Source organism: Methylobacterium pseudosasicola (assembly GCF_900114535.1).
Classification (GTDB): Bacteria; Pseudomonadota; Alphaproteobacteria; order Rhizobiales; family Beijerinckiaceae; genus Methylobacterium; species Methylobacterium pseudosasicola.
On sequence record NZ_FOTK01000009.1, the window covers coordinates 59407 to 81251 of the forward strand.

At 69.6% G+C, this 21845-nt stretch carries 21 protein-coding genes; 9 read left to right on the forward strand and 12 right to left on the reverse strand.

Annotation, left to right across the window (positions count from 1 at the left end; all coding sequences use genetic code 11):
- Nucleotides 1–56: 56 nt before the first annotated feature.
- A complete protein-coding gene (locus tag BM228_RS11350; protein ID WP_092040078.1) occupies nt 57–1334 on the reverse strand; it encodes a polyhydroxyalkanoate depolymerase in 1278 nt (425 codons plus the stop codon).
- Nucleotides 1335–1590: 256 nt separating this feature from the next.
- Between BM228_RS11350 and BM228_RS11355 the strand changes: the two genes are divergently transcribed.
- From BM228_RS11355 to purQ, 5 genes are all read left to right on the forward strand, one after another.
- Nucleotides 1591–2976, forward strand: a complete 1386-nt coding sequence (locus BM228_RS11355) for an ActS/PrrB/RegB family redox-sensitive histidine kinase (RefSeq protein WP_092040081.1) — start codon at nt 1591–1593, stop codon at nt 2974–2976.
- A gap of 58 nt (nt 2977–3034) precedes the next feature.
- The gene (locus tag BM228_RS11360) at nt 3035–3634 is read left to right on the forward strand and encodes an ActR/PrrA/RegA family redox response regulator transcription factor (protein WP_092040083.1); all 600 of its coding nucleotides are present in this window, start codon (nt 3035–3037) and stop codon (nt 3632–3634) included.
- A gap of 118 nt (nt 3635–3752) precedes the next feature.
- Entirely contained in the window at nt 3753–3986 is a 234-nt protein-coding gene (locus BM228_RS11365) for a hypothetical protein (protein WP_092040084.1), read from the forward strand.
- Nucleotides 3987–4123: 137 nt separating this feature from the next.
- Complete coding sequence (gene purS, locus BM228_RS11370) at nt 4124–4363, forward strand: phosphoribosylformylglycinamidine synthase subunit PurS (protein ID WP_092040087.1); 240 nt, start codon at nt 4124–4126, stop codon at nt 4361–4363.
- Entirely contained in the window at nt 4363–5043 is a 681-nt protein-coding gene (gene purQ / locus BM228_RS11375) for a phosphoribosylformylglycinamidine synthase subunit PurQ (protein WP_092040089.1), read from the forward strand. Before purS ends, purQ begins: the two co-directional genes overlap by 1 nt.
- 623 nt (nt 5044–5666) lie before the next feature.
- On the opposite strand, the gene BM228_RS11385 is transcribed toward purQ, so the two are convergent.
- From BM228_RS11385 to BM228_RS11415, 7 genes are all read right to left on the reverse strand, one after another.
- Nucleotides 5667–8084 carry a penicillin-binding protein 1A gene (locus BM228_RS11385; protein WP_092040091.1) on the reverse strand — a complete coding sequence of 806 codons (2418 nt, stop codon included), beginning with the start codon at nt 8082–8084 and terminating at the stop codon, nt 5667–5669.
- Between the two features lie 169 nt (nt 8085–8253).
- A complete protein-coding gene (locus tag BM228_RS11390; protein ID WP_092040094.1) occupies nt 8254–9522 on the reverse strand; it encodes an N-acetylmuramoyl-L-alanine amidase in 1269 nt (422 codons plus the stop codon).
- 176 nt (nt 9523–9698) lie between these two features.
- Nucleotides 9699–10217 carry a PIN domain-containing protein gene (locus BM228_RS11395; protein WP_092040097.1) on the reverse strand — a complete coding sequence of 173 codons (519 nt, stop codon included), beginning with the start codon at nt 10215–10217 and terminating at the stop codon, nt 9699–9701.
- On the reverse strand, nt 10210–10449 hold the full coding sequence (locus BM228_RS11400) for a type II toxin-antitoxin system Phd/YefM family antitoxin (protein WP_092040100.1): 240 nt from the start codon (nt 10447–10449) through the stop codon (nt 10210–10212). Before BM228_RS11400 ends, BM228_RS11395 begins: the two co-directional genes overlap by 8 nt.
- A gap of 94 nt (nt 10450–10543) precedes the next feature.
- Nucleotides 10544–11065: a hypothetical protein gene (locus BM228_RS11405; protein WP_092040102.1), complete on the reverse strand. Its 522-nt coding sequence runs from the start codon at nt 11063–11065 to the stop codon at nt 10544–10546.
- A gap of 209 nt (nt 11066–11274) precedes the next feature.
- Nucleotides 11275–11631, reverse strand: coding sequence for a phasin (locus BM228_RS11410; protein WP_092040105.1), 357 nt, complete (start codon nt 11629–11631; stop codon nt 11275–11277).
- Between the two features lie 318 nt (nt 11632–11949).
- Complete coding sequence (locus BM228_RS11415) at nt 11950–13215, reverse strand: glycosyltransferase (protein ID WP_092040107.1); 1266 nt, start codon at nt 13213–13215, stop codon at nt 11950–11952.
- A 111-nt stretch (nt 13216–13326) separates the two neighbouring features.
- On the opposite strand from BM228_RS11415, the gene BM228_RS11420 reads away from it, so the two are divergent.
- Both BM228_RS11420 and BM228_RS11425 read left to right on the forward strand, forming a co-directional pair.
- The gene (locus BM228_RS11420) at nt 13327–14595 is read left to right on the forward strand and encodes a glycosyltransferase family 4 protein (RefSeq protein WP_092040110.1); all 1269 of its coding nucleotides are present in this window, start codon (nt 13327–13329) and stop codon (nt 14593–14595) included.
- 113 nt (nt 14596–14708) lie between these two features.
- Nucleotides 14709–14888: a hypothetical protein gene (locus BM228_RS11425; RefSeq protein WP_092040111.1), complete on the forward strand. Its 180-nt coding sequence runs from the start codon at nt 14709–14711 to the stop codon at nt 14886–14888.
- A gap of 73 nt (nt 14889–14961) precedes the next feature.
- On the opposite strand, the gene BM228_RS11430 is transcribed toward BM228_RS11425, so the two are convergent.
- The 4 genes from BM228_RS11430 to BM228_RS11445 form a co-directional block, all read right to left on the reverse strand.
- A complete protein-coding gene (locus BM228_RS11430) occupies nt 14962–16644 on the reverse strand; it encodes an acyl-CoA dehydrogenase family protein (RefSeq protein WP_092040113.1) in 1683 nt (560 codons plus the stop codon).
- Between the two features lie 169 nt (nt 16645–16813).
- The gene (locus tag BM228_RS11435) at nt 16814–17020 is read right to left on the reverse strand and encodes a hypothetical protein (RefSeq protein ID WP_092040341.1); all 207 of its coding nucleotides are present in this window, start codon (nt 17018–17020) and stop codon (nt 16814–16816) included.
- Nucleotides 17021–17240: 220 nt separating this feature from the next.
- Nucleotides 17241–18791, reverse strand: coding sequence for an FAD-dependent oxidoreductase (locus BM228_RS11440; protein WP_092040114.1), 1551 nt, complete (start codon nt 18789–18791; stop codon nt 17241–17243).
- 98 nt (nt 18792–18889) lie between these two features.
- A complete protein-coding gene (locus tag BM228_RS11445) occupies nt 18890–19780 on the reverse strand; it encodes a DMT family transporter (protein ID WP_244537105.1) in 891 nt (296 codons plus the stop codon).
- 186 nt (nt 19781–19966) lie between these two features.
- Between BM228_RS11445 and BM228_RS11450 the strand changes: the two genes are divergently transcribed.
- Together BM228_RS11450 and BM228_RS11455 are read left to right on the forward strand one after the other, a co-directional pair.
- Nucleotides 19967–20869, forward strand: a complete 903-nt coding sequence (locus tag BM228_RS11450) for a YihY/virulence factor BrkB family protein (RefSeq protein ID WP_092040117.1) — start codon at nt 19967–19969, stop codon at nt 20867–20869.
- Nucleotides 20848–21720, forward strand: a complete 873-nt coding sequence (locus tag BM228_RS11455) for an alpha/beta fold hydrolase (RefSeq protein ID WP_092040120.1) — start codon at nt 20848–20850, stop codon at nt 21718–21720. The genes BM228_RS11450 and BM228_RS11455 overlap by 22 nt, the downstream gene beginning before the upstream one ends.
- The last annotated feature ends 125 nt before the right edge of the window (nt 21721–21845 follow it).

The window sequence follows — 21845 nt, forward strand, 5'->3', positions numbered from 1 at the left end:
CGCCCGCAAAAGGTCGAACGACCTTTGATACCGGGACTTGTCTCAGCCCACTTGTCTCAGCCCACTTGGCGCAGGTGCGAGCCGCGCGTGCCGGCTTCGGCCTGCTGGGCGCGGATGAAGGCGGCGATCCGCGGGGCGATGACCGTGCGGTAGCGCGAGCCGTTGAACACCCCGTAATGCCCGACGCCGGCCTGGAGATGGTAGGCCTTGCGGGCCTCCGGCAGGTTCGGCGTCAGGTCGAGGGCCGCCTTGGTCTGGCCGACGCCGGAGATGTCGTCGTTCTCGCCCTCCACGGCCAGGATGGCGCAACGGCGGATCGCCCCGAGATCGACCGGGGTGCCGCGGTGGCGCATCCGGCCCCTGGGCAGGTCGTGGTCGACGAAGACCGTCTGCACGGTCTGGAGATAATACTCCGCGGTGAGGTCCATCACCGCCAGGTACTCGTCGTAGAATTCCCGGTGCTTTTCGGCCGAATCGCCGTCGCCCTTCACCAGGTGGTCGAACATATCCGAATGGGCGGTGACGTGGCGGTCGAGGTTCATCGCCATGAAGCCCGACAGTTGCAGGAAGCCCGGATAGACCCGGCGCCAGGCCCCCGGATAGATCGGCGGCACCAGGCTGATCGTGTTGCGCTCGAACCAGGTCTGGCCGCGCTCCTGGGCCAGGCAGTTCACCGCGGTGGGCGAGCGGCGGGTGTCGATCGGGCCGCCCATCAGGGTCATCGAGGACGGCACGGCCGGATCGCCCTTGGCCTCCATGAGCGCCACCGCGGCCAGCACCGGCACCGCCGGCTGGCACACCGCCATGATGTGCAGGTCCGGCCCGAGGACCGCGAACATCTCCTGCAAATAGTCGATATAGCTGTCGAGATCGAAGCGCCCCTCCGCCAGGGGCACCATCCGGGCATCGGTCCAGTCGGTGATGTAGACCCGGTGGTTCGGCAGCATCGCCTCCACGGTGCCGCGCAGGAGCGTGGCGTAGTGGCCCGACATCGGCGCGACGATGAGCAGCTTCGGCTGCGGCTCGGTCGGCGGCGTGATGAAGGCGCGCTCGAACGCGACCAGGCGGCAGAACGGCCGCTCCCAGACCACGCGCTCAGTGACTGGGACGGCTGTCCCGTCGACCAGAGTCTCGGTGAACCCGAAGGCCGGCTTGCCGTAGCGTCGGGTCGCCCGCTCGAACATCTCGCAGCCGGCGCTGATCGCCCGGGCGTAGGGCCCGTAGGCGAGTGGATTGCCGGGCATTTGCAGGGCGTGGCGGGTGAGATCCGCGGCGACTCGGGCCGGCGCCATCAGGGCGCGCGCACCTTCGAACATCCCGTAAGCCAGAAGCATCGCAACCTCGCGGTCTCGAATGCCGTCCGGGGCCGACCGAGACCGGTCCGACGCGGGACGGCACGCCATCCGGGCTGCCGACATCCGGCTTGCACGCGGAGCCTGCTGCAACCCGGGACGTAGGATAAGGTTCCACCCTGAACGATCGCGGAACATCCCCGGCCCCGGGCGACTTGCCCGTGACCACGCCGTCTGGATGACGGATCCGCCCAAATCCGCGCCGGCAAGGGTTCACCGGCGCTGCACCGATGCAGGCATGCCCGACAGCAACCTCAACGGCCTCGTCCGCAACGCCCGCCACCTCCGGCTCGACACCTTCGTCCGCCTGCGCTGGCTCGCCATCACCGGTCAGAGCGCCGCGGTGGTCGGGGCGCAGTTCGGCCTCGGCCTGGCGCTGCCCTTCGGCTGGTGCTTCCTGGTGATCGCCACCTCGTCCTGGCTGAACTTGGCGCTGCGCATCCGCTTCCCGGCGAGCTACCGCCTGAGCGACGATTCCGCGGCTCTGCTGCTCGCCTTCGACATCGTGCAGCTCGCTGCGCTCCTGTTCCTGACGGGCGGCCTTCAGAACCCGTTCTCGCTGCTGTTCCTCGCCCCCGTGCTGATCTCCGCCACCGCGCTGCCTCCGGAGCGGACCCTGGCGCTCGGCCTGCTCGCCGTAGGGCTGGCGACGCTGCTCGCTCTGGTGCACCGGCCGCTGCCCTGGTTCTCGGACGGGCGGATCGAATTGCCGTTCCTGTACGTCTCCGGGGTCTGGACCGCGATCCTGCTGGGCACCGCCTTCACCGGCGTCTACGCGTGGCGGGTCGCCGAGGAGACGCGGCTCCTCGCGCAGGCGCTGGCCGCTACAGAGCTGGTGCTGGCCCGGGAGCAGCACCTGTCGCAGCTCGACGGCCTCGCGGCGGCGGCTGCCCACGAATTGGGCACGCCCCTCGGGACGATCATGCTGGTGACCAAGGAGCTGATCCGCCAGCTCGGACCGACCGCCTCGCCGGCGGTGGCCGAGGACCTGAACCTGCTGCGCGAGCAGGTCGACCGCTGCCGCGGCATTCTCGGCAAGCTCACGTCGCTCGACGGCGACGGGGTCGGCTTCCTGGAGACGGTGACGTTCAGCCATCTGGTGGAGGAGTTGGTGGCGCCCCAGCGCGCCCTCGGCGCGGTCCTGGACATTTCCAGCCTGGGCGACGGGCCGGAGCCCGCCTGCCGCCGTAACCCCGGGGTGATGTTCGGGCTCGCCAACATCCTCGACAACGCCGTCGACTTCGCCGATTCACGCGTCACCGTGGAAGGGCGCTGGACCCAGGAGCGCGTCTGGATCGAGATCCGCGACGACGGCCCGGGCTTCTCCAGCGAGGTCCTGTTGCGGGCCGGCGAGCCCTACGTAACCACCCGCAGCGCCGACCGGTCGCAGACCGGGGGGACCGTGGGCGCCGGCTTGGGCCTGGGCCTGTTCATCGCCAAGACCCTGATCGAGCGCTCGGGCGCCCAGATCGCCCTGATGAACGTCTCGGCACCGGAGGCGCACGGGGCGATCGTGCGCGTCTCCTGGGCCCGCCACATCTTCGAGCGGGGGGCAGCCCCGCGTCATTCGCCGGAACTCAATATCCGGACGCCCCTGCCCCCGGGCGATGTCGTCCCTATATGAGGATCAGACCGAGAACTGACTTAGTAATTCCCTTACGAAAACCCGAAAGGAGTGCCGGATGCTGACGCAGCCCGGGACCACGGCAGCCATCGATCCTGCCGTGCTCAACGACGCCGATCCGCTCGCCGCCTTCAGTGACCGCAGCCTGCTGATCGTCGACGACGACAAGCCCTTCTCGACGCGGCTCGCCCGCGCCATGGAGAGCCGTGGCTACCACGTTCAGGTCGCCGACAGCGTGGCCGACGGAGTCTCCGCGGTCGAGGCCCGGCCCCCCGCCTTCGCAGTCATCGACATGCGACTGGGCGACGGCAACGGCCTCGACGTGATCGCCCGCCTGAAGGAGCGCCGCCCCGAGGCGCGGGGCGTGATCCTGACCGGCTACGGCAACATCGCGACCGCCGTCACGGCGGTGAAGCTCGGCGCGTTCGACTATCTCGCCAAGCCCGCCGACGCCGACGAGATCCACGGCACGCTGATGGCGCAGCCCGGCGAGCGGGCCGACCCGCCCGAGAACCCGATGTCGGCGGACCGGGTCCGCTGGGAGCATATCCAGCGGGTCTACGAGCTGTGCAGCCGCAATGTCAGCGAGACCGCACGGCGCCTGAACATGCACCGGCGGACGCTGCAGCGGATCCTGGCCAAGCGCGCCCCGCGCTGAGCCCGGCAAACCTCGATCCCGGGACCCGCGGTTGCATAGCCCCTCCCCTCTGGGCTAGCTGCGCGGGTTCCGGGCTCGTTTCGTCCGGGACCTCGCAATCGACCGGGGGACGAGTCTCGTGAACGGGCGCAACGCCATCACCATCGTGAGCATGATGGTCCTCGTCGGCACCGAGGTGTTCGCCGTCGCCATCGCGGCCGGCTGGGCCTTGGCCGGCCTGTTCGACCTCGGCGACCGCATCGGCCACGTGCTGATGGGCGTCTTCAGCCTGTTCGCGGCCTGGATCATGCTCCAGCTCTGGCGCCGGGCGACCAGCATCGAGCCGATCCGGACCCGCGCCGCGTCCCGGTAGCCGATCGTTCCCGCCGAGTCCCGGTCCCGGCGTTCGACAGGCCGGCGGCCTTCCTGCTAGGAACGCGCGACGGCCGCCCGCGTAACGACGCCGCGGGTCGCGCCCTCGTTCCGGCTGCGCGTGAGACCTGAAGATCCATGAAAGCCCGTATCATCGTCACCCTGAAGACCGGTGTGCTGGACCCGCAGGGCAAGGCGATCGAGGCCGCGCTCAGGTCGCTGGGCATCGAGGGCATCGACAGCGTCCGTCAGGGCAAGGTGTTCGACCTCGAAGTCTCGGCCGGTGACGGTCCGGCCGCCGAGGCCACCCTGCGGACGGCCTGCGAGAAGCTCTTGGCCAACACCGTCGTCGAGAACTACGCGATCGAGATCCTCTGATGCACGCTGCGGTCGTCGTCTTTCCGGGCTCGAATCGCGAGAGCGACGTCGCCCGGGCCCTGCGCCGCTCGGGCGCGCGGGTCAGCATGGTCTGGCACGCGGATCAGGACCTGCCGGCCGGGACCGACCTCGCCGTCCTGCCGGGCGGCTTCTCCTACGGCGACTACCTGCGCTGCGGCGCCATCGCGGGCCGTGCGGCCGCGATGGATGCGGTGCGGGCGCATGCGGCCCGCGGTGGCCTGGTGCTCGGCATCTGCAACGGCTTCCAGATCCTGTGCGAATCGGGCCTGCTGCCGGGCGTGCTGATGCGCAACGTCAACCGGCGCTTCATCTGTCACCGGCAGACGCTGCGGGTCGAGCGCACCGACACGCGCTTCACCAGCGCCTACCAGAAGGGGCAGGTCATCGACGTCTGCGTGGCGCATGGCGAGGGCAATTACTTCGCCGATGCCGAGACGCTGGCGCGGATCGAGGGTGAGGGCCGCGTGGCCTTCCGGTACTGCGACGCCGCCGGGACCATCACGGTGGAGGCCAACCGCAACGGCTCTCTCAACGCCATCGCCGGGGTCTATTCGGACGGCGGCAACGTCCTCGGGATGATGCCGCACCCGGAGAACTTCGTGGAAGGCCTGATCGGCGGCACCGACGGGCGCGGCCTGTTCGACAGTCTCGCCGCCTAAGAACGCGCCCGGAAATTGGTTTTTAACCGTCGGTTAACGATCGTAAGCTAGGAAGAGGCATCCAGAACTCTGGATATCGAGTTGGACATCTCCGTCCGCTCTGTTTGATGCCTCCCTGATGACTCTCCCAAGCCGCCCCCAACCGGGCGGCTTTTTTCTGTCCGGAATGACGCAGGCCCTTTCTTCCCTCCCCTGCGGGCTGGCGGCTTCACAGATGGGGGCTCGGTCCTTTTGTTCGGCGGTAGCCTCAGTTTCAGCTCCGGTGCGTGAGCGGGGATCCCCTCGCCCGCTTGCGGGGCTACGATGTTCACACATCCTCGACGGAAGAGGGCAACGGTCGGGGACGCGCGGCTCCCTCCCCCCTCTGCGGGGGAGGGTGGCCCCTGCGTCAGCAGGGGTCGGGAGAGGGGCAGCGCGACGATGGCGGGTTTCACGCCTGTCGCACCCTTTCCGGAAGCGGCGCTCCCCTCTCCCGACCCCCTTCGGGGGCCACCCTCCCCCGCAGAGGGGGGAGGGTGCGCGCCTGCCCTCTCCGGACCAAACTTCTTTTCAAGCTACGCGCCGCCCAGAAGCCGATGTGTGAATCCGCTAGGCTTGTCGGGAGAGGGGACCCGCGCGCTTCCTCAGTAGAGCCCGCCGGCCTGCGCCGCCCGGTCGGGATCCGCCGGGACCGCCGCGGGGGCGGCGCTCTGGGCCGGGGCGACGTAGGAATCGGGCGGCGCGGTTCCGGGCTTGAACGCCTCCAGGATCGTGCCAGCGCCCTCCCCCGAACCGGCGCGGGTGCCGGAGGCGAGGTTCACGCGGATCAGCTTGATCCCCGGCGGCACCCGGAACGGCGTCGGCGGCTTGTCCTTGAGGGCCGTCTTCAGGAATTCGAGGGCGATGGGCGCCGCGAGGCCGCCGCCGGTGGCGCGATCGCCCAGCGAGCGCGGCTTGTCGAAGCCGATATAGATGCCGACCGCGAGGTCCGGCGAGAAGCCGACGAACCAGGCATCCTTGGCGTCGTTGGTGGTGCCGGTCTTGCCGGCGAGCGGCTTGCCGATCTGCTTCAGCAGGGTCGCCGTACCGCGCTGGACCACGCCCTCCATGATCGAGACCATCTGGTAGGCGGTCAGCGGGTCGAGCACCTGCTCGGAATCGTCCACCAGCTTCGGCTCGTCCTGGCCGGACCACTTCTCCGCGTCGCAGCCGATGCACTTGCGGTTGTCGTGCCGGTAGATCGTCTCGCCGATCCGGTCCTGGATCCGGTCGATCAGGGTCGGCCGGATGCGGCGCCCGCCATTGGCGAGCATCGAGTAGGCGGTGACCATGCGCATGACCGTGGTCTCGCCGGCGCCGAGCGACATCGGCAGCACCGGCAGCAGATCGTCGTAGACGCCGAAGCGGCGGGCGTATTCGGCGATGAGCGGCATGCCGACATCCTTGGCGAGCCGGACCGTCATCAGGTTCTTCGAATGCTCGATCCCGTACCGCAGGGTATGCGGGCCGCCGGACTTGCCGTCGTAGTTCGAGGGGGTCCAGGCCTCCTGGCCGGGGCCGGCCTCGATGGTGATCGGCGTATCCTGGACGATCGAGGCGGGGGTGTAGCCGTTGTCCAGCGCCGCCGAGTAGACGATCGGCTTGAACGACGAGCCGGGCTGGCGCATCGCCTGGGTGGCGCGGTTGAACTCGGATTCATCGTACGAGAAGCCGCCGACCATCGCGTGGACGCGGCCGGTATTCGGATCCATCGCCACGATGGCGCCGGAGACTTCGGGCTTCTGGCGCAGGCGGAACTGGCCCCGGCCGCCCTCCATCGCCTCGACATAGACCATGTCGCCGGGCTGGAGGTTCGGCCGGCCGGCCCAGCGCATGCCGTCCGGGGTGATCACGCCGGTCTCGCGGTCCTTGCCGACCTGACCCGACGCCTCGCGCCGGGGCTGGAGGCCGACCTGCACGCCGCCGCCGCCATTGCCCAGCACCACGGCGAGCCGCCAGGGCGCCACGTCGCCGAGCGCCGGCACCTCGGCCGCCGCCATGCCCCAGTCGCGTCCGGTCAGGTCGACCTTGGTGACGGCGCCGCGCCAGCCATGGGCCTGGTCGTAGCGCACGAGGCCGTCGACCAGGGCCTTGCGGGCCCAGGCCTGCATCTTCGGGTCGAGGGTCGCGCGCACCGAGAGGCCGCCCTCGTAGAGCTTCTTCTCGCCGTAGCGCTCGGAGATCTCGCGCCGGACTTCCTCGGTGAAGTAGTTGGCGTTGGCGGCGTTCGGGAAGGCGACCCGCGGGTTGACCCCGAGCGGCATCTTCTTGGCCGCGTCCGCTTCTTCCTTGGTGATGTAGCTGTTCTCCGCCATCAGGCGGATGATCTCGTTGCGGCGGTCGAGGGCCGCCTGGGTCTTGCGGTAGGGGTGGTAGTTGTTCGGCCCCTTCGGCAGCGCGGCGAGGTAGGCGGCCTCATTGATGGTCAGCTCGTGGACCGATTTTCCGAAATAATCGAGCGCGGCCGCCGCCACGCCGTGCAGGTTGCGGCCCGGGACGATCGTCCCCAAAAAGATCTCGTTGAGGTAGAGCTCCAGGATCTTGTCCTTGGAGTAGGCCGCCTCGATCCGAAGGGCGAGCAGCGCTTCCCGGATCTTGCGGTCATAGGTCTGCTCGGAGGACAGCAAAAAGTTCTTGGCGACCTGCTGGGTGATGGTCGAGGCGCCCTGGCGCTTGCCCGACTTGGCGTTGGTCAGGAAGGCGCGCACGATCCCCTCGGGGTCGATGCCGCCGTGCTTGTAGAAGTTCTTGTCCTCGGCCGACAGGAAGGCCGCGACCACGATCTTCGGCATTGCCTGGATCGGCAGGTACAGCCGGCGCTCGCGGGCATATTCGGCCAGCAGCGATCCGTCCGACGCGTGGATGCGGGTCATCACCGGCGGCTCGTAATTGGCGAGCGCGGCGTGGTCGGGCAGGTCCTGGCTGTACTTCCAGTAGAAGTAGCCGCCGGCCGCGGCGCCGACCACGAACAGCACCGCGCCGGCGCTGAACAGGATCCCGAAGAAACGAAGGATCAGACGCATCCGGTGTTCCGCTCGTCGCTGGGCCCGGCCGCATGCCGGGTTCGGCTCATCCGGCACGGGCGTCCGTGTTCGACGCGGTCGGCTCCCGGACGCTCCCGTGAGGCCCCCTCGAATTGCCGGTTCAGCGGCGGTGCGACGGGGCGTCGGACGTCCCGTATCGACACTCTATCTATGGTAAAACTGGGGCGATGGCGGCCGAGCGACGCGTGATCGTCGGCGCCTTGAGCGTCGCGCGGTTGCCGAAGAACAGGTCGATCGCCTTGGCCATGGAGCCGGTGACCCCCGCCCGCCACTCCGGCGATTGCAGCATCTCCAGGTCGCGCTTGCTCGACAGATAGCCGAGTTCCACCAGCACGCTTGGCACGTCGGGGGAGCGCAGCACCATGAAGCGCGCCTCCCGGTGGGGCTTGGAACTCATCTCCATCACCGGGGCGAGCTGGCCCATCAGGGTGCGGGCGAAGCCCGACGAGAAGCCCCGGGTCTCGCGCAGGGTCAGCTCCTGCAGGATGTCGGCGATGTCCGGGGGCGCCTCGGCGGCATCGGTCCCGCCCGCGGCGTCGGCCTTATTCTCGCGCTCGGCGAGCCGGGCGGATTCGATGTCGGTCGCCTTCTCGGCGTTGGTGTAGATGGTGGCGCCGCGGACCTGGGGCGCTGCCGAAATCGAATCCGCGTGGATCGACACGAACAGGTCGGCCTTGGCCTCCCGGGCGAGGCGGACGCGGTCGGCGAGCGGCACGAAGACGTCCCGGTCGCGGGTCATCCGGACCCGGTAGCGGCCGCTCGTTTCCAGCTTCTCGACCAGCGCCTGCGCGAAGCCGAACACGATGTCCTTCTCGAACACCCCGCCCACCGCGATCGCCCCGGGATCGGTCCCGCCATGCCCGGCATCGACCATGATCAGCGGGCGCTGGTCGGCGGGTTCGGGGGCGGCGCTACGCGCCTGGGCCGGGGCGGGATCGCTGGCCGCGGCCGCCTTTCGGAACGCCTCGCGCTCGACCCGCTGAAGCGGGATCGTCATCAGCACGGCGCCGTCCTTGGCCCGGGTCACGGTCTCGATCCGCCCGATCGTGGCCGGCGCGGCGAGGTCGATCACCACCCGGGAGCGGCCGGGGGCGAACAAGCCGTAGCGGAAGGACTGCACGACGCCCTCGCGGCGCCGCCCGGTCCCAGCTTCGAGCTGGAAGTTGACCTCCGGCAGGTCGATCACCGCCCGGTCCGGCCGCTCCATCACGAAGCCGCGGGCGTCGACAGCCCGGGACAGGGTCAGGGTGAGTCGCGTGGTGCCGGCCTGGCTCGCGAGATCCGCCCCGATGGCGATCGCGGGCGCCGGGGCGGCAGGCTTGTCGCCGTTCTGGGCAAGGACCGGAGCCCCCGCCAGCGCCAGAACGAGGCAGAGGCCGTGAAAGGCGGAACGGATCAGGTGCGCGCGGCTCGGCATCGGTCCGGATTCATCTCCCGCGCCCTCCGATCAGGCATAGGAGCGATAGGGTTAATCGATCGTTGCCCGGTGCGGTTCGATGCGGCCGTGCATGTCGCCCCTATGCGACAGCCTGAACATGGCGATCGTGCGTCGGAGCGAACCAGGTTCGGTGAGGTTTTCTGACGCCCAGCCGATCAATCGCCTTCGGGAGCTGTCGTCGGCGCGGAATCCGCGTCCCACCATGTGGCCGGGTCGAAGGGATTCACGAGCGGCACTTGCGAGGCCTTGAAATCCGACAGGTTTCGCGTCGCGATCCCATAGCGATGGACCAGCGCCGTCGCGACGATGGCCTTGTCGCCATCACGCAGGGAGGGAAACCGGACCGAGACATCGGCCCAACGTTCGGCCACGTCGGCATCGATCGCAACGACGCGGTCGGCGAAGCGGGTTCTCAACTGCTTGTACCAGGCCACCTTGATGTCGAGCACCGCCTGATCGCGCCGTCTGGCCCGCACGTCTTTCAAGCGCTCGATCCGCACGGCTTCCAAGGCGAGCCCACGGCGAACTTCCGCGATGGTCACGGCGCTGATCCGGATCAGATGGGCGTTGCGCCGGATCCAACGCGACACCGGCGGATCCGGATCATCCTTCGTCGCCTGCGGTCGTGAGATGACGTTCGTATCGACGATCCAGGCGGCCGGCGGCTCAGCCACCGGACAGGCTCATGCCGACATTCCTGTCGAAATCCGTCTCGTCCAGCGGCGAGGTCAGCAGGAAATTCGCGAACTCGGCATCGGCTTGCGCCTTGAGGCGCTCGTAATGCTCCATCGACAGCACGACCCCGACCGGCTCGGAATGCCTGAGCAGCATCTGCGGCCCCTCTTGGGCTGCATCGACCAGTCGGCCGAAATTCTGCTTGGCGTCGGCGGCCTGCCAGGATCGCATGGCGTCGCTCCGGAAATGGACAGATTGGACATTATGTCCCCATCCGCCACCCCGCAAGCCAGTCAGAGCAGGGGCTCCGGCGCGCTCCCGCGCGTCAGCGGAACGGGACCATGCGGCTCGCCTTGCGGAACACGGTGCTCCAGCAGGTCAACGAGGCATCGGCGGCACGCTGGACCTCGCCCACTTGCAGGCGGATCAGATCGGCCGGGGTGCGGACCTGCGTGAGCGCGCGGAAATGGGCGACGGCGGCCTCGCCCTCGCCGCGCATGTAGCTCGCGATCGTTGCGCCGATCCCGGTGCTGTCGGACGCGAACGTAACCGGGCCGCCCTTGGCGATGGCCTCAATCACGACAGGCGTTGCGGGCGGAACGGGGACGGGCAGGTTTGTGACGGGCGGGACCAGGGCGGCCACCGGAAGCTTGGCCTCGGCCGGAGCGTCGGGCCCGGCATCGTCCTCGCTCGACTCCGCGCTCATCTCCATGGCCTCGGAAACAGCGGCGGCCGGAATGGCGGTGTCGGTGGGCGGCACGGCGCGGAGCGTGGGGCTCTCCGAATCGAGATCCGGCTTCGGGTCCCAGGTGGCGCGGGGCCCCTTCGGTCGGCGCGGCTTTCCCATTGGGCGATCTCCTCCTCGTCCGGTTCGGCTCCCTGACGGAGCGGCAGCCGGCGGGGAAGACCGTGTTCGGCATCGTCCGCCCAGCGGCGGCGGATCACGGGGAGGATGCGATATCCCGTCAGACCCCGGGACCCGGCACCGGTGCCCGATCCTGTCGGACCGGGCACCGGCTTGATCTTAACCCGTCCGCCGGGGCGGACCGGGACGCCTCAGCGGGCGATGTTCTGCTGCGCGAGGGCGCCGAAATCCTTGGCCTGGGCCTGGAGCGCGGCGAACTGGCTGCGAACGAACTCGGACTGCAGCTCGAACGCCTCGCGCAGGTCCTTGGTGCGCGCCAGCTTCTGGGCGAAGTCGAAGGTCGCGTTGGCGTTGCTCTGCGCGTGCTCGAAACCCTTCGAGACCGCCGCCGTCATGGTCGACTGAAAAGTCTGGCCCGAAGCCTGGGCCTGCTCGGTCGCCTTGATGGCGTTCGTCAGCAGGGTGCCGACGGCGTTGCGCGCCTGGTCGACGCTCTTCTCGGCGAAGTCGCGCATCTCGGTCGGGATCTCGAAGTTCGGGGTCTGCATCAGAGTCTCCAGCACGCTTTCTCGGAGTGGGACGCCGATCTGCGTCCGCGGTGACGCGCTTCTATATGTTGCACCGCAACAAGAAGTCAAGTGCATATTCGGAGCGCCGGTCCGACCCTGAAAATCCGGATAAAATGCCGGATTCCGGTATCCGCGCAGTCTTCGCACCGCGCTGCCGGCAACGCAATCGACGTCGATAAAGCTCGACCGTTACACGCCGCGTCTTGGAGCGGCCACACCGATGTGAGGCCTCTGTATATCAATCCTATGGGCTGTCTATAGGCGTTCGGCCCGGCTTGGAGACTTACTGATTCGGTCTCAGGCCGACCCGGTTCCGGTCCGGGCCTCGGCCCCGTCATGGTGCATTGCACCAGCGCCTTTGCCGACGAGCCCGGCATAGAGGGACCGGAGCGCGGCGGCATGGGTCGCGAGCGTCATCGGCGCCGCGCGGAACCGAGCTCGGGCATTCGCCCCGAGGGTGCGGGCACAGGTATCGTCCCGCAGCGCCGAGAAGGCCGCCGTCAGGGCGCCGAGTTCGGGGGCGACTACGAAGCCGGTCCGTCCGTCCCGGACTTTCTCCGCTGCCCCGGACCGATCGGAGGCGACCACCGGGATACCGGCCGTCAGGGCCTCGTAGACCGTGAGCGGCCCGGTCTCGTACCAGCGCGACGGGGCGGCGAGCGCCCGGGCGCGGCGGCGCAGCAGGGCCCAGACAGCCTCGGGCGCCTGCCAGCCGATCACCTCGACGCCGGGCTTGGCGCGCAACTCCGCTTCAAGGGGACCGGCGCCAATGAACAGGGCCGGAAGGCCGGCGGCCCGGGCGGCGTCGGCGACGAGGTCGGCGCCCTTCTCCCGGGTCAGGCGCCCGACATACGCGATGGCGTCGCCCCGGGCGGGATCGGCGGCTGGCCCGTCCGCGACCCGGACCGGGTTGTCGATGCGGTGATGGGTCAGCGTGTAGCCGCCGAGCAGGTCACCGAGCCGCCGCCGGCTGGCATCGCAGACATGGACGACGTGGAGCGGGCGCCGATGAAGCGCCTGCCGGAGCGCCCCCGCGCGGGCGACGCGCACGAGCTTGTGCACCCGGCTGCGGGGGTCGCAGGGCGCGGCGAGGCACGCCGCCGAGAGCGGCGCCAGCCCGCAGGGCTCGGCCCGGTCGAACCGGTAATAGACCCCGTTCGGGCAGGCCAGGGCGTAATCGTGCAGGGTGACGATGACCGGCACGCCGAGGCGGGACAGGACCGGGAACACCGCCGGCGACAGGGCGCGGGTCCATTGGTGCAGGTGCACACAATCCGGCGCCGCCGGAAGCTGTCGGAGCGCCGCCTCGAGGGCACGGGCCGCGGCGGCGTGCCAGATCCCGGTGGCCGCCGCCTTGAGTCCGCCCAGGGACCAGATGTCGGGCAGGCCGAGCTCCATCCGCCGGATGTTCTCGTGGTCCAGCAGGGGATCGACCGGGCCCGGGATCGCCTGGAGATAGGTCACCGCCAGGCCGGCCTCGGCGAGCCCGCGGGCCGATTCGAGGGCGACCTTCTCCGCCCCGCCGCTGGCGGTCGCGAACTCGGCCAGGATCACGACATGCATGACTTGTCTCGGCAGGATCTGCGGCGATGATAAATCCAGGCGGGTTTACGGAGGATCAACCGGCAATCGTTACAGGTCTTCACCCCGGATCAGAACGACGGAACTTCTGACGTGCACGTCGTCCTCGTCGCCGACCATGCCGCGATCAACGGCGGCCAGGCCAAGGTCGCGATCGAATCCGCCCTGGGGCTCGCCGCCCGGGGCTTTCGCGTCAGCCTGTTCGCCGCAGTGGGTCCGGTCGATCCGCGGCTGGAACCCGCCGGCATCCGGGTGGTCTGCCTGGATCAGGACGACGTCACGACGACGCGCAACAAGCTGGCTTTCGCGGCCCAGGCGATCTGGAACGGAGCAGCCGCCCGGGCCCTGGCGGCGGAACTCGCCGCCTGCGATCCGCGCGACACCTTGGTCCATGTCCACGCCTTCGCCAAGGCGCTCTCGCCGGCCATCGGCCCGGCCCTGCGGGCCTCTGGCCTGCCCTGCCTCTACACGATGCACGAATTCTTCCTGGTCTGCCCGACCGGTGGGTTCTACGCCTATCCGGAGCAGGCGATCTGCCACCGCACACCGATGTCGGCCTCCTGCATCCTGGCGAAATGCGACGCGCGCAGCTATCCGCGCAAGGTCGCCCGGATGATCCGCCATGCCGGACTCGCACATGTCGCCCGGCTGCCGGAGCTGTTCTCCCACGTCGTCACGATCAGCGATTTGCAGGAGAGCGTGGTCCGGCCGCTGATGCCCGGCGGCACCGTGTTCCACCGGGTCGACAACCCGATCGCGGTGGCGCAGGCACCGATCCACGAAGGCCCGCCGGGCGATTTCCTGTTCGCCGGTCGGATTTCGACGGAGAAGGGTGCACCGATCTTCGCCGAAGCCGCCCGGCGGGCCGGAGTCCGGGCCGTGTTCGTCGGCGACGGCTCGGAGCGGGCCGATCTCGCCGCCCGCTATCCCGAGGCGGTGATGCTCGGCTGGCGCGATCCCGCCGCCGTGCAGGCGCTGATGCGGCAGGCGCGGGCACTGGTCTTCCCGAGCGTCTGGTACGAGGGCCAGCCGCTCACCGTCTACGAGGCGCTCGCCTGCGGCACGCCGGTGATCGTCAGCGATGCCTGCGCGGGCCGGGAGGCGGTGGTCGACGGCGAAACCGGGTTCTGGTTCCGCTCGGGCGATCCCGATGCGCTGGCCGCGCATCTGCGCAGCCTGTCCGACGACGCCCTTGCCGCCCGGATGGGCCGGGCGGCCCATGACCGCTACTGGACCGCGCCCCTGACCCCGGACGTCCATCTCGACCGGCTGACCGGCGTCTACGAGACCGTGATGCGTGAGGCTTCTGCACGAGGCCGCGCGGCGCGGCTATCGCCCGGCCGGGCGGTGGCGGCGACCTGACGCGACGGCCCGATTGATACGCCCTGCGCTCGAAAAAACCGGAAACACCCTGGCTCCGTCGCGTTGACGCGCACAGGCACCCTGCGTGCACCCGTCACGGACGAGCGAGAGACATGGCCGACGACCACAAGCTGAAGAACGAGACCAAGCCCGGCTTCCAGCAGGGCAGTGCCAAGCCGGGCGACAAGACCAACCCCGCCAACAAGCCGGAGAAGATGGACGAGCGCCTCGACGATGCCCTCGAAGAGACGTTCCCGTCGAGCGACCCGGTCTCGGTGAAGATCACCAAGTAGCGGGTTCCCGAAGGGCTCAGCCCTTTGGTGGGGTTCGGGGGCAGAGCCCCCGAGACCTCTGGTTCGCGGTCGGTCAGGCCGCTTCGAGCAGACGCCGGGCGATGACCTGGGCCTGGATCTCGGCGGCGCCCTCGAAGATCGACAGGATGCGGGCGTCGCACAGGATCCGGCTGACCGGGTATTCCAGCGCGAAGCCGTTGCCGCCGTGGATCTGGAGGGCGTTGTCGGCGGCCGCCCAGGCGACGCGGGCACCGAGCAGCTTGGCCATCCCGGCCTCCAGGTCGCAGCGCTTGCCGGCATCCTTCTCGCGGGCCGAGAAGTAGGTGAGCTGGCGGGCGATGTTGATCTCCACCGCCATCATGGCGAGCTTGTCGGCGACCCGGGGGAAGCTGACCAGGGCCTTGCCGAACTGGACCCGCTCCTCGGCGTAGCGCAGCCCCACGTCGAGAGCCGACTGAGCGACGCCGATGGCCCGGGCCGCGGTCTGAATTCGGGCCGATTCGAAGGTCTGCATCAGCTGGGCGAAGCCCTTGCCCTCGACCTCGCCGAGCAGGTTGCCGCCGGGCACCTCGAACCCCTCGAAGGCCAGCTCGTATTCCTTCATGCCCCGGTAGCCGAGCACCTCGATCTCGCCGCCCGACAGGCCCTGGACCGGGAACGGATCCTCATCCGTGCCCCGGGGCTTCTCGGCGATCAGCATCGAGAGGCCGCGATGACCCTTCTCCTCGGGCTTGGTCCGCACCAGCACGGTCATGATGTCGGCTCGGACCGGATGGGTGATCCAGGTCTTGTTGCCGGTTATTTTCCACACATCGCCGTCCTTGACGGCCTTCGTGCGGAGCGAAGCGAGGTCCGAACCGGTGTTCGGCTCGGTGAACACCGCAGTCGGCAAAATGTCGCCCGAGGCGATCTTGGGCAGGAAGCGGTGCTTCTGCTCCTCGGTGCCGCCGCACAGGATCAGCTCCGCGGCGATTTCCGAGCGGGTGCCCAGCGAGCCGACGCCGATATAGGCCCGGGACAGCTCCTCCGAGACCACGCACATGGCGGTCTTGGGCAGACCCATGCCGCCGTATTCCTCCGGGATGGTGAGGCCGAACACGCCCAGCTCGGCCATCTTGGTGACGACCTCCATGGGGATGTATTCGTTCTTCAGGTGCCACTCATGCGCCTGCTCGACCACCTCGGCCTTGCCGAAGCGGCGCATCTCGGAGCGGATCGCCTCCATGTCTTCGTCGAGGCCCGAGGCGCCGACGGTGGCCGAGCCGCCGCCCTCGCGCATCAGAGCCACCAGGGCGGCGCGGTTCTCCGGGGTGTTGCCCTCGGCGATCAGGGCCTCGACCGCGTCCGAGCGGTACTGCGCCACCTCCTTGGCCGAGAGGCCGAGCGAGCCGGTCGGCCGGACCATCTCGCCCTGGCTCATCGGGATGCCGGAGAACAGCTGATCGAGATACTCGCCGGCGCCGATCCGCACGAGCAGCGTCTCGGTCTCGCCGAACCGGCCCTCGGCCTGGAGACGCTCGGCATAGCCGCCGAGCTCGGCCACCGCCTCCGCGTAGGTCGCGAGCCAGGCCAGCCCATGGGCGGCGTGCTGCTGGGCTTCGAGCTTGCCGGTATCGATCCGCCCGTCCGTGCCGAGGATGCGTGTCCGCACTCGCCTGGTGGCCTCCGCCACGAGGGCCTTCGCGCTCTCGCCGGCGGCCTTGGTGAGGCTGACGACGTCCTGCGGCTCTGTCTGGATGGCGGGGGATGCGGACATGATTTTTGCTCGCGTGGCGTTTTATTGGATCGTGTCTTCTAACCCGTCCGACGTCGAGGCCGAAGCAGATTTCATTTGCCGCGTCTTGAACTGAAGTTGAAGGCCGTCGGGTTTTGACGCGCTCATCGACGTCGAATCGGCCACCCACTTCAGCGGTATGCGCTCGCGTTCAGCGCTTCTGCTCGCAGCGGGTCTTCACATAGGCGCCGTCCTCGCCCTTGAAACCGGCATTGGCCGCCAGAACCGGACCCTGGATCAGGCATTCCTGAAGGGTGTGGGCTGGGCCGGTGATCACGTCCAGAGCGGTGTCGCGCGAGCAGTCCGGGGCCTGGACGGAGGCGGCACAGATCAGGGCAACGACGACGATCGAATTCATGATGCCTCCCAGGATGGCCCGGCTTCTCGGACGGCGGGCGGCGTGTGTCGAAAGACGGGCTGCCGGAACCAGTTCCATCGGCTCCCAGGCGGCCGTCTCATTGAAAACGATCGCCTGGACGAGCCCGGCGACGTGATCCGGGAACGCTACGCCCATTGGCCTCACGCCGTCCTGGGTCTCATCGCCGCGCGTATGAGGACGGTACGCGGCGCAACCGGGATCACACCAGGGCGGGGAGATCCGCGCCGGCCTCGATCGCCTCCGGGCTCGGCACCCGATCTTCGCCCAGCAGGTGCAGGAACGCCGTGAAGGCCGGGTTGCGCCCGATGCTGCAGGCGGCCACCGCCCGGTTCTCGCGGACGTAGTAGGCGATGAAGTCCAGTTCCGCCGGATCGCCCTGCAGGATGATCCGGTCGAAACCCGGCGCGTAGCCACTGTAATCCAGGCGCTTGTCCCCTTGGTTGCTCCAGAAGAACGGCACGCCGGAGAACGCGCCCGTCGCGCCCAGGATCGCCTTGGCCGCGTGGGTCCCGTGCTGCTGGGCCAGCCGCCAGTGCTCGATGCGGGCGGTGAGCCCGCTGCCGCGCTCCGGGAAGGCCGCGATATCGCCCGCGATCCAGACGCCGTCGGCGATCTTCAGGTCGGAGCCGACCGGGAGGCCGCCCTGCTGGTCCGGCTCCACCCCGGCGACGAGCGCGGTCTCCGGCGCGGCGCCCGCGCCGATCAACACGATGTCGGCCGGCAGCCGCATGCCGGCCTCCGTCTCGACCGCCTCAATGGATTCGGTGCCGGTGATCCGCGCGACCTGTCCCGTCACGAAGGTTACGCCGTTGCCTTCATGGTAGCGCTTCAGCCCCGCCCCCACCGCCTCGCCGAAGCGCTTGGCGAAGGGCACCGCCTCGCGGGACAGCACCGTCACGGACAGGCCGCGCTTGGTCAGGAAGGCCGCGGCCTCCAGGCCGATGAAGCCGGCACCGATCACCACCACCCGCTTGGCGCGCTCGGCCGCGTCGCTCAGCCGCACCGCATCGTCGAGGCTGCGCAACGTCATGACGCCCGGAAGGTCCGTCCCCCCAAAATCCGGCACCACCGCCCGGCTGCCGGTGGCGATCACCAGCGCATCGCCGGTCAGCACTCGCCCGTCCGCGAGAGTGACGCTGCGGGCGGCCGGGTCGATCCGGGTCGCCTCGCCCTGGATGCGCTCGACCCGGTGCGCGGCGGCGAAGTCCGGTTCCAGCAGGGTCTTCTCGGGGGGCGTCGGCTTGGCCAGGAACTGCTTGGACAGCTTGGTCCGGTCGTAAGGTGGCGAGACCTCGCGACCGACCATCGTGATCGCCCCCGGAAAACCATCGCGCCGGAGCGTGGTCACGCAGGCGACCGCCGCGGCGCCGGTGCCGACGATCAGGACTTTCCCAATGGTCGACCCGGCCCGCTTGGCCGAGGCGGGCTCGGGGGTCAGCGTCGCGACCGCCTCGTCGCCCTCGATCCGGACGGGATAGCGGGTGAGTGGCTCGAGGGCCGGCGGCTCTTCCAGGCTGCCGTCGGCGAGCGCGAAGGCCGCCTTGTGCCACGGGCAGTAGAGCCGGCCGCCGCAGATCTCGCCCTTGGCCAGCGGCGCCCCAAGATGCGGGCACTTGGCCTGAAAGGCACGCACGCCGTCGGTATCGCGCACGAACAGCACCGTGTCCTCGCCGGCCTTGCCCTCGGCCTTGCCGCCGAGGGGGATTGCGTCGAGGGCGAGGCGGATCTCGCGGGGCTTGTCCTGATCCATCCTCGCTCCTCCCGGTGGTGACCCGAGCCATCGTGGCCCGCGCACCAAGCCGCGAATCGAGGAAGTGTTTCCGGGCCTTCCGTCGCAGGGCCGGCGGCTCAGGCGCGGCTCGCCACCGCGACGCCGAGCGCCGCCACCGCCATCCCGGCGACCTGCACCAGGGTGAGCACCTCGCCGAACAGCAGGTAGCCCAGCACGGCCGCCACCGGCGGCACTAGGAAGAACAGGGCTGCGACGCCCGCCACCGCGCCCCGCCGGATCAGCGCCAGCAGCAGCAGGATGCCGGCCACCGAGTTGACCAGGATCGCCCAGGCGAGGCCGAGCCAGAGGGGCGTCACCGGGTCGATCTCGGCATGGCCGAAGGCCAGCGCCAGGGGGATCGCGCAGGCCATCCCGCCGACGAATTGCAGCGTCGCGTTGGCCAGCAGGTCGCCGCCGCCGCCGGTCCGCTTCTGCCAGAGGGTGCCCAGCGTCAGCGCCAGGACCGCCAGGAGGCTGACCGCCAAGGCAGCCGGCGGGATCCCGGAGGCGTCCGTGGCGCCGAGCTTCGGGGCGAGCACCAGGCCGGCCCCGGCAAAGCCCAGCAGGATCCCCAGCGCCCGCCGGCCGCTGACCCGCTCGCCCAGCAGCGGCTGCGCCAACAGGGCCGTCAGCAGCGGCTGAAGGCTGCCGACCAGGGCGGCGATCCCGGCCGGCAGCCCGCGGCTCACCGCCCAGAACACCCCCGACAGGTAGACTCCCTGCATCAGGAAGCCCGCCACCATGGGATCGCGCCAGCCGGCCCGGTTCTTCGGCCAGTGCACCCGGGACGCCGTCGCGATCAGCGCCAGCAGCACGGCGACCCCGGTGAACCGGACCGCCGTGAATCCCAGCGGATCGGCATGCGGGATCACGGCCCGGGCGGAGATGAAGCCGGTTGCCCAGATCGGGACGAACAGCACCGGCAGGGCGCCGGCCGCGAGCGTCGCGGGTCGTGTGGGTGTAAGCATGGCCTTAGGAAGGATCATCCGTCCCTTGAGTCGCAAGACAATTCGGCCGCCCGGGCGATGGGAAGCATGGGGCGTGGCCGCGGCGCGTCACCGGCGCGCGAACGGGACCGGACGGGTCCCGCGGCGTTGACGGGCCGGCTCGGACGCCCTTCATCGGCGGGCCGGCACGAGGATCGTTGGACACCCGTGAAATCACTTCGCAGCGGATTCCAGGTCGCGGGCCTCGCGGCGCAGCGCTTCGTCGCCCATGACGGCTGGGCGATCGCCAGCCACATCGCGCTCTCGACCCTGACTTCCCTGTTCCCGTTCCTGATCCTGCTGGCCGCGCTCGCCGGCCTGTTCGGCACGCAGTCGCTGGCCGACGAGGCCGGGGTGCTGATCTTCGACGCCTGGCCCCGGGAGATCGCCAAGCCGATCGTCGGCGAGGTCCACCGGGTGCTCACCGAGCAGCGCAGCGGCGTGCTGACGCTCGGCGCCCTGTTCGCCCTGTATTTCTCGTCCTCGGGCGTCGAGAGCCTGCGGGTTGGTCTCAACCGGGCCTATGGGCTGCGTGAGAGCCGCCCCTGGTGGCTGACCCGGCTCGAATCGATCGGCTATGTGATCTGCGGCGCCTTCGCGATGCTGGCCTTCGCGCTGCTCGTGGTGCTGGGCCCGCTGATCTGGCGCAACATCGTGCTGGTCGCGCCGGGGCTGGAGCCCCTGAGCCTCACGGTGGCGATCGGGCGGATCGGCGTCACGGCCCTGCTGCTGGCGGTGGTGCTGATCATCGCCCACAAGTTCGTGGCCGCCGGCCGGCGCTCGATCCTGTCGGTGCTGCCGGGGATCGGGGTGACGCTGGTCCTGTGGTTCTTCGCCGGCCTCGGCTTCGGCTATTATCTCGACCGATTCTCGAACGCCTACGCGTCCACCTACGGGGGCTTGGCCACCGCGATGGTGTTCCTGGTGTTCCTGTACTGGCTCGCCGCCATGTTCCTGTTCGGCGGCGAGGTCAACGGCACGGTGATTGCCGCCCGCCGCAGCCGCCTGCAGGCGAAGATGCTGGCCCGGCGGGCCAAGATGGAGGGACGATGGACGGCCTCGAGCACCTGACGATCCGCGTCAACGGCGCGGATCTGCACGTCGCCCGCTGCGGCTCGGGTACGCCGCTGCTGCTGCTCCACGGCTGGCCGGAATTCTGGCTGACCTGGGAGCCGGTGATGGCGCGGCTCGCCGCCCGCCACACCCTGATCGCCCCGGATCTGCGCGGCTTTGGCGACAGCGACAAGCCCGCGGGTCCGTTCGGGCCGCCCGAGCAGGCCGCCGACATGGCGGGTTTGCTCGACGCGCTCGGCATCGACCGCGCCGGCATCGTCGGCCACGATGTCGGCGGCGCGGTGATCCAGGCGCTGGCCCGGGCCCATCCGGAGCGTTGCGCCGGCCTGTTCCTGTTCGACTTCGTCTATCCCGGGATAGGCCCCCGCCTCGGGGAGCCGGATCGGCTCAGCGAGATCTGGTACCAGTCCTTCAACCAGATGGACCTGGCGGTGACGCTGGTGGGCGCCAACCGCGAGAGCTGCGCCGCCTATATCGGCCATTTCCTGCGCCACTGGTCGCACCGCAAGGATGCGTTCGATCCCGTGATGGACGCCTTCGCGGACAATTTCTGGAAGGCCGGAAACCTCGCGGGCGGCTTCGCGCATTACCGGGCGGCCCATGCTGGCCGGATCGCGATGCTCAAGGGCGAGGCCCCGCCCCTGCCGCCGATCACAGTGCCGACCTGCGTGCGCTGGGCCGAGCACGATCCGATCTTCCCCTATGCCTGGACCGACCGCCTGGGCGAGACGTTCTCGGATCTCGACCTCGCGCCGTTCCCGGGCGTCGGCCACTTCCCCCACCGGGAGGACCCCGACCGGGCTGCGGCCGAGATCGGGGGGTTCTTTGGGCGGATTGGGTGGGTTTGAAAGGGCCAGACGCTCGAACCTCCATATAGCTCAGCCTGCCACATCCTTCAGCATAGGCGACTGTGCCGACAGCCCTCACCACCTTTTCGAGCACAGCAATCGGGAAATGTGCAGGACTTCGGAAT

What these genes read in the sequence shown, in the direction of transcription:
- BM228_RS11440 (WP_092040114.1), bottom strand. Translation starts at nt 18,791, where the DNA reads ATGGATCAGGACAAGCCCCGCGAGATCCGCCTCGCCCTCGACGCAATC.
- BM228_RS11435 (WP_092040341.1), bottom strand. Translation starts at nt 17,020, where the DNA reads ATGAATTCGATCGTCGTCGTTGCCCTGATCTGTGCCGCCTCCGTCCAG.
- BM228_RS11445 (WP_244537105.1), bottom strand. Translation starts at nt 19,780, where the DNA reads ATGCTTACACCCACACGACCCGCGACGCTCGCGGCCGGCGCCCTGCCG.
- purS (WP_092040087.1), top strand. Translation starts at nt 4,124, where the DNA reads ATGAAAGCCCGTATCATCGTCACCCTGAAGACCGGTGTGCTGGACCCG.
- BM228_RS11415 (WP_092040107.1), bottom strand. Translation starts at nt 13,215, where the DNA reads ATGCATGTCGTGATCCTGGCCGAGTTCGCGACCGCCAGCGGCGGGGCG.
- BM228_RS11355 (WP_092040081.1), top strand. Translation starts at nt 1,591, where the DNA reads ATGCCCGACAGCAACCTCAACGGCCTCGTCCGCAACGCCCGCCACCTC.
- BM228_RS11410 (WP_092040105.1), bottom strand. Translation starts at nt 11,631, where the DNA reads ATGCAGACCCCGAACTTCGAGATCCCGACCGAGATGCGCGACTTCGCC.
- purQ (WP_092040089.1), top strand. Translation starts at nt 4,363, where the DNA reads ATGCACGCTGCGGTCGTCGTCTTTCCGGGCTCGAATCGCGAGAGCGAC.
- BM228_RS11400 (WP_092040100.1), bottom strand. Translation starts at nt 10,449, where the DNA reads ATGCGATCCTGGCAGGCCGCCGACGCCAAGCAGAATTTCGGCCGACTG.
- BM228_RS11430 (WP_092040113.1), bottom strand. Translation starts at nt 16,644, where the DNA reads ATGTCCGCATCCCCCGCCATCCAGACAGAGCCGCAGGACGTCGTCAGC.
- BM228_RS11385 (WP_092040091.1), bottom strand. Translation starts at nt 8,084, where the DNA reads ATGCGTCTGATCCTTCGTTTCTTCGGGATCCTGTTCAGCGCCGGCGCG.
- BM228_RS11405 (WP_092040102.1), bottom strand. Translation starts at nt 11,065, where the DNA reads ATGGGAAAGCCGCGCCGACCGAAGGGGCCCCGCGCCACCTGGGACCCG.
- BM228_RS11425 (WP_092040111.1), top strand. Translation starts at nt 14,709, where the DNA reads ATGGCCGACGACCACAAGCTGAAGAACGAGACCAAGCCCGGCTTCCAG.
- BM228_RS11455 (WP_092040120.1), top strand. Translation starts at nt 20,848, where the DNA reads ATGGACGGCCTCGAGCACCTGACGATCCGCGTCAACGGCGCGGATCTG.
- BM228_RS11390 (WP_092040094.1), bottom strand. Translation starts at nt 9,522, where the DNA reads ATGCCGAGCCGCGCGCACCTGATCCGTTCCGCCTTTCACGGCCTCTGC.
- BM228_RS11360 (WP_092040083.1), top strand. Translation starts at nt 3,035, where the DNA reads ATGCTGACGCAGCCCGGGACCACGGCAGCCATCGATCCTGCCGTGCTC.
- BM228_RS11350 (WP_092040078.1), bottom strand. Translation starts at nt 1,334, where the DNA reads ATGCTTCTGGCTTACGGGATGTTCGAAGGTGCGCGCGCCCTGATGGCG.